This window comes from Mesorhizobium sp. M7A.F.Ca.CA.004.04.2.1, from assembly GCF_004022825.1.
GTDB lineage: Bacteria > Pseudomonadota > Alphaproteobacteria > Rhizobiales > Rhizobiaceae > Mesorhizobium.
On record NZ_RZPH01000360.1, the window covers coordinates 1 to 5,348 of the forward strand.

Consider the following 5,348-nt stretch of genomic DNA (forward strand, 5'->3'; position numbering starts at 1 on the left):
GCGCTGATGGCGCTGAACTCGCTGGCCATCGACATCATGCTGCCGGCGCTGCAGCAGATCGGCGCCACGCTCGGCGTCGAAAATGAAAACCACCGGCAGTACGTCATAACGGCCTACATTCTGGGCTTCGGCGGCGGACAGTTGTTCTTCGGGCCGATCTCGGATCGCTTCGGGCGTCGCGCACCACTGGTCGCCGGGCTGGTGATCTATGTCGCCGCGGCCGCGGCTGCCGCCATTGCGCCAAGCTTTGAGACACTTCTGCTGTGCCGGGCCGTGCAAGGCATTGGTGCGGCCGCCACCCGCGTCATCGCCGTATCGATCGTGCGCGATACGTTCGACGGCCGGCGCATGGCCGAGGTGATGTCGCTGATCTTCATGGTGTTCATGGCGATACCGGTCATTGCTCCCGGCATCGGCCAGTTCATCATGCTGTTTGCGACCTGGCATTGGATCTTCGTCACCATGGCCGTCGGTGCGCTCCTCGTCTCGGCCTGGTCGCTGCTGCGCCTTCCTGAAACGCTGCATCCCGAACATCGCCGGCCGTTGACACTCAACTCCATTGTCGGCGGGTTTCGCATCGTGCTCACCAACCGCATTGCGATCTGCTATGCCTTCGCCAGCACCTTCATCTTCGGCGCCATGTTCGGCTTCATCGCTTCGGCGCAGCAGATCTATGTCGACATCTTCCATGTCGGCGAGATGTTCCCGGTCATCTTCGCAGGCGTCGCGGGCGTGCTCGCCTTCTCCAACTTTCTGAATTCGCGCCTTGTCGGCCGCATCGGCATGCGCCGCCTGTCGCAGAGCGCGCTGCTGCTGTTCCTGGTCATCAGCCTTGCCTGGCTGATCGTTTCGCTGGAAATGAAGATGCCGCTCTGGCTGTTCATCACCTTCTTTGCCTGCGCCATGCTTCCGTTCGGTGCGCTGGGCGCGAACTTCAACGCGCTGGCCATGGAGCCGCTCGGGCAACTGGCCGGCACGGCGTCGTCGATCCTCGGTTTCATGCAGACGTTTCTCGGCGGCATTCTCGGCACGCTGATCGGCCAGGCCTTCAATGGCACGGTGACGCCGCTGGCCGCCGGCTTCTGCAGCGTGTCGATCGCGGCGCTGCTGATGATCTTCATCGCCGAGCGCGGCAAGATGTTCCAGCCGCAGAACGCGCCCGTTTCAGGGCACATCACCGACTTGCATTAGGATGCACCCTCAAGGGCTGCCGTGAACCGAGGGGCGAGCATACGCCCCGCGATTGCTTCACCCATGCTGTCCGAAAAGGGCAATGGCAGAGCATCATCGAGTGCCCTGAGAATGGATGCCACGAAGGCACGGCTGCGCTGGGCATCGGTTCCCAGATCGGCATATGTGGCGCGAGGCTTGCCGATCAGTGTGCCGTTGCGGCGAAGCGAGAACCGCAGGGTCAGGGACATGCCCGCGGTTCCGGGTGGCGGTTTCCAGCAGGCATAGATAGCGTCCGACATCTCCCTTATCGTATCGACAGGATCGGAACTGCGACAACTGCGCTCCTGCGATCTTGCTTCCTGGGAACTGGTAGACAGAGCGGCGGCAAGAGCCGCGGCGACAAATGCGAACCGGGGTTTCATTCGAGAGCCTCCGGATTTGCGTGAAATTGCACCGCTCCTTCGGCTAACGCAGGAATCGTTCCTATTGCGCCCAAAGCTCGCGACGCAATTCGTGCCAGCTTTCCTGGTCTGGCGCGACAAGCAGGCCGCCGCCGAGATGCGAGGGCAGATAGGTGCTGCCGTCGAAGCGCGCGGCATGGCCGCCGGCCTCGGCATGGATCAGCACGCCGGCCAGATGATCCCACGGCATCAGCTTGTTGTAGACCACGAAGTGGGCATGGCCGCTCGCCAGCAGGCGGTATTCGTGCGCGGCGCAGCGATAGGCGAATTGCGACAGGATCTTCGTCTGGTTGCGCGCCAGCCGCGACCGCTCCGGTTCGGGCATATATTGCCAGGAGACCGAGCCGGTCATTTCCGAGATCGGCGCGGGTGCCGCGACATGCACCTTCTCCAGGCTGCCATGCGCATGCCGGATATGGCTGCCGGCGCCCCTGGCGCCAATCAGCCAGTCCTTGCCGACGGGATCGTGGATGATGCCGGCAACCGTCTCGCCCTGGACCACGACCGCCAGCATGACGCCGAACAAAGGCACGCCGGAGGCGAAGTTGAAAGTGCCGTCGACCGGATCGATGACGAAGGCCAGATCGGCATCGCCCAAGCCATCGAGCAGTGCCGGATTGTCGGAACAGGCCTCCTCGCCGACGACCATCGCTGAGGGGTAGCGCTCAAGCAGCCTGGCGGTGATGAGCCGCTCGGCATTGACGTCGGCTTCGGTCACAAGGTCGGCGGCCGAGGTCTTCTGCCTGACATCGCCATCGCCCAGCCGGCGAAAGCGCGGCATGATCTCGGTCAGCGCCGCCTCGGCCAGAATGCCGGCCAGCCAATCGATCGCGGTGTCGTCAAATGTCATCGGAAATGTCTTGCCTTGTGGTGAGGGTGTCGTTGAGGGCAGCGAAGTCGAACAGCTTCCTGTCGAGCAGGTGCGATGGCCTGCTGTTCGACAGCGCGCGCAGCATCGTATCCTTGCGGCCGGGCATACGCTTTTCCAGGTCCTCGAGCATCGCCTTCATGGCATTCCGCTGAAGACCTTCCTGGCTGCCGCAGAGATCGCAGGGAATGATCGGGAAATGCATGGCGGCGGCGAATCTTTCCAGATCGGCCTCGGCGCAGTAGCTCAATGGCCGCAGCACCATGACGTCGCCGTCGTCGTTGAGCAGTTTTGGCGGCATGGCGGCGAGACGGCCGCCATGGAAGAGGTTCATGAAGAAGGTTTCGAGAATATCCTCACGATGGTGGCCGAGCACCAGCGCCGAGCACCCCTCCTCGCGCGCAATGCGGTAGAGATGGCCGCGCCTTAGGCGCGAGCAGAGCGAGCAATAGGTGCTGCCCGCCGGCAGCTTGTCGGTGACGAGGGAATAGGTGTCCTGATACTCGATCCGGTGCGCAATGCCGTGACTGTCGAGATAGTCCGGCAGGATATGTTTGGGGAAATTCGGCTGGCCCTGGTCGAGATTGCAGGCCAGAAGATCGACCGGCAAGAGCCCGCGCCATTTGAGGTCGAGCAGCACCGCGAGCAGGCCGTAGGAATCCTTGCCGCCCGAGAGCGCGACGAGCCAGCGCTGGCCGGGCTTGACCATCGAGAAATCCTCGATCGCCTGCCGGGTCAGCCGCAGCAGCCGCTTGCGCAATTTGTTGAATTCGACCGAGGACGGCACGTCGGCGAACAGCGGATGGAAGTCGCCTTCGCTGTCGGCGATCGGTTCGATGTCTGGAAGCATGTTCATGGCATGTCGCTTTCAGTGGCCAGAGCGCCGGGTTAGCGGACATGACCGACAAAGAAAAGGCCGCCTCGACGGGCGGCCTTTGCTTGGTGTCGCAGAACGCGCTCGTTTTAGCGCGAGTAGAATTCGACGACCAGGTTCGGTTCCATCTGCACGGCAAACGGAACGTCCGCCAGGCCAGGGATGCGCGAGAAGGTCGCGACCATCTTGTTGTGATCGGCTTCGATGTAGTCCGGCACGTCGCGCTCGGCGAGACCGACCGCTTCCAGAACGATGACCAGCTGCTTGGACTTTTCGCGCACTTCGACGACATCGCCCGGCTTGCAGCGATACGAGCCGATGTTGACGCGCTTGCCGTTGACGTTGACATGGCCGTGGTTGACGAACTGACGGGCGGCGAAAATAGTCGGCACGAACTTGGCGCGGTAGACGACCGCGTCGAGACGCGATTCGAGCAGGCCGATCAGGTTCTCCGAGGTGTCGCCCTTGCGGCGGTCAGCCTCTTCATAAACCTTGCGGAACTGCTTTTCCGAAACGTCGCCATAGTGACCCTTCAGCTTCTGCTTGGCGCGCAGCTGCAGGCCGAAATCGGAAAGCTTGCCCTTGCGGCGCTGGCCATGCTGGCCGGGACCGTATTCACGCTTGTTGACCGGGGACTTCGGGCGGCCCCAGATGTTTTCGCCGAGACGGCGGTCGATCTTGTACTTCGCGGATTCGCGCTTGCTCATCGCATTCCCTTTTCAAAACAATACACCCGGAACCTCATGGTCCGGGTGAAGGAAACGCGCCCTCCTCTGGCCTCCGTTTTCGAGACCTGACAGGGTTTTCCCACGCAACGCGGCGGAAAACCCACGGGACACGTCAGTTCAAACAAGATAGTAGAATTGGATTTCCACGCATCTTGCGCACATAAAGAAAACCACCGGGCATTGCGGCCCGGTGTTGGCGCGCTGATTAAACGGAGATTTAACCGGTGTCAAGCTTGTGGCTGGCGTAGGCCATGGCGACGATATAGCGTCTCTGGGTTGAGTACAGTGCCGGATGTGGCGGGAGGTTGCGCCAGCGGCATCAGGAAGGGACCGGAGCAGAGGAGCTACAATCGCATGAAGAAATTCTTCCTTACCCTGACGGGAGCCGCTGTGTTGGCGGGATCCATGGCGGTCCTGACACCGGAGCCGGCGGAGGCCAGGCATTGGCACGGACACCGGCATCACCAGGCTTGTCGCATCGTGATCAAGAAGAAGGTTATCTGGCGGCACGGCCACAAGAAGGTCATACGCTACAAGATCAAGCGCTGCAGCGGGCGCTGGTAGGCTCCTATCCGGTCTCAGGCGGCCGACATCGATTCAAAGCCCGCGGTTTTGGCCGCGGGCTCTTTGATTCCGGATGCTTAATCCTTAGTCTTTCGACTTCTTCTCCGGCAGGCCCTTGCGCTTCGTCTCGGCGAATTCCTCGAGCTGCTTTTCGCTCATCGATTCGTACATTCCCTTGGAAGCGCCCTGGAGTTCGCTCTTCTTGGTCTCGCCGCGCTTGGCCGACAGAGCCGCGCCGGCGGCTTTCTGCTGGGCTTTCGAGGTGGCTGGCATGGTTCTTTCTCCCGTTGGAATCTGGGGAAAAACGCAACGACTGCCGTGATGTTCCGCTTCGCAATCACGACATAGCCAGCCCGAAGCCCTGTATCAGGCGACGGGTCGGGAAATCGGCTCTTGCCGATGTGAAGACGGCAAGGTCGGGTCCTTCAGGCAGCATCTCGCCACGACCGCTCGGATCGATGTCGGCGAGAAGCGACAGCGCCCGGCGCGCAATCGCTTCAGCGGGGTCGAGCCAATCGACCGGCCAGGGCGCCGTCTTGCGCATGCGATTGGCCAGAAAGGGGTAGTGTGTGCAGGCGAGCACGACGATATCCGTACGCAACGCATCATGTTCGACGAAGCACGGCGTGATCTCGGTGCGTACGGCCTCCTCATCGACGAAGCCCTCACGCATGTAGATC

7 protein-coding genes and 1 pseudogene are annotated in these 5,348 nt (G+C 61.9%); 2 read left to right on the forward strand and 6 right to left on the reverse strand.

Translation table 11 applies throughout. The annotated features are described in order from the left end of the window. Nucleotides 1-1,191, forward strand: a 1,191-nt coding sequence (locus tag EN893_RS17140) for a multidrug effflux MFS transporter (RefSeq protein ID WP_128361661.1), incomplete at its 5' end; no start/stop codon positions are given. Here EN893_RS17140 and EN893_RS39280 read toward each other — a convergent pair. The 4 genes from EN893_RS39280 to rpsD form a co-directional block, all read right to left on the reverse strand. Beyond that, a complete protein-coding gene (locus EN893_RS39280) occupies nucleotides 1,188-1,421 on the reverse strand; it encodes a hypothetical protein (RefSeq protein ID WP_236382783.1) in 234 nt (77 codons plus the stop codon). The genes EN893_RS17140 and EN893_RS39280 overlap by 4 nt on opposite strands. Nucleotides 1,422-1,656: 235 nt before the next feature. Further along, on the reverse strand, nucleotides 1,657-2,484 hold the full coding sequence (locus EN893_RS17150; protein ID WP_127272588.1) for an inositol monophosphatase family protein: 828 nt from the start codon (nucleotides 2,482-2,484) through the stop codon (nucleotides 1,657-1,659). Then, complete coding sequence (ttcA, locus tag EN893_RS17155) at nucleotides 2,474-3,358, reverse strand: tRNA 2-thiocytidine(32) synthetase TtcA (protein WP_127271767.1); 885 nt, start codon at nucleotides 3,356-3,358, stop codon at nucleotides 2,474-2,476. Before ttcA ends, EN893_RS17150 begins: the two co-directional genes overlap by 11 nt. A gap of 107 nt (nucleotides 3,359-3,465) precedes the next feature. Further along, entirely contained in the window at nucleotides 3,466-4,083 is a 618-nt protein-coding gene (rpsD, locus tag EN893_RS17160) for a 30S ribosomal protein S4 (protein WP_023759539.1), read from the reverse strand. A 375-nt stretch (nucleotides 4,084-4,458) separates the two neighbouring features. Between rpsD and EN893_RS17165 the strand changes: the two genes are divergently transcribed. After that, a complete protein-coding gene (locus EN893_RS17165) occupies nucleotides 4,459-4,668 on the forward strand; it encodes a hypothetical protein (protein ID WP_127271832.1) in 210 nt (69 codons plus the stop codon). Nucleotides 4,669-4,752: 84 nt separating this feature from the next. On the opposite strand, the gene EN893_RS17170 is transcribed toward EN893_RS17165, so the two are convergent. Together EN893_RS17170 and EN893_RS17175 are read right to left on the reverse strand one after the other, a co-directional pair. After that, nucleotides 4,753-4,941, reverse strand: coding sequence for a DUF3008 family protein (locus tag EN893_RS17170; protein ID WP_023810328.1), 189 nt, complete (start codon nucleotides 4,939-4,941; stop codon nucleotides 4,753-4,755). A 64-nt stretch (nucleotides 4,942-5,005) separates the two neighbouring features. After that, nucleotides 5,006-5,348, reverse strand: a pseudogene (locus EN893_RS17175) (glutamate racemase); the annotation flags it as partial.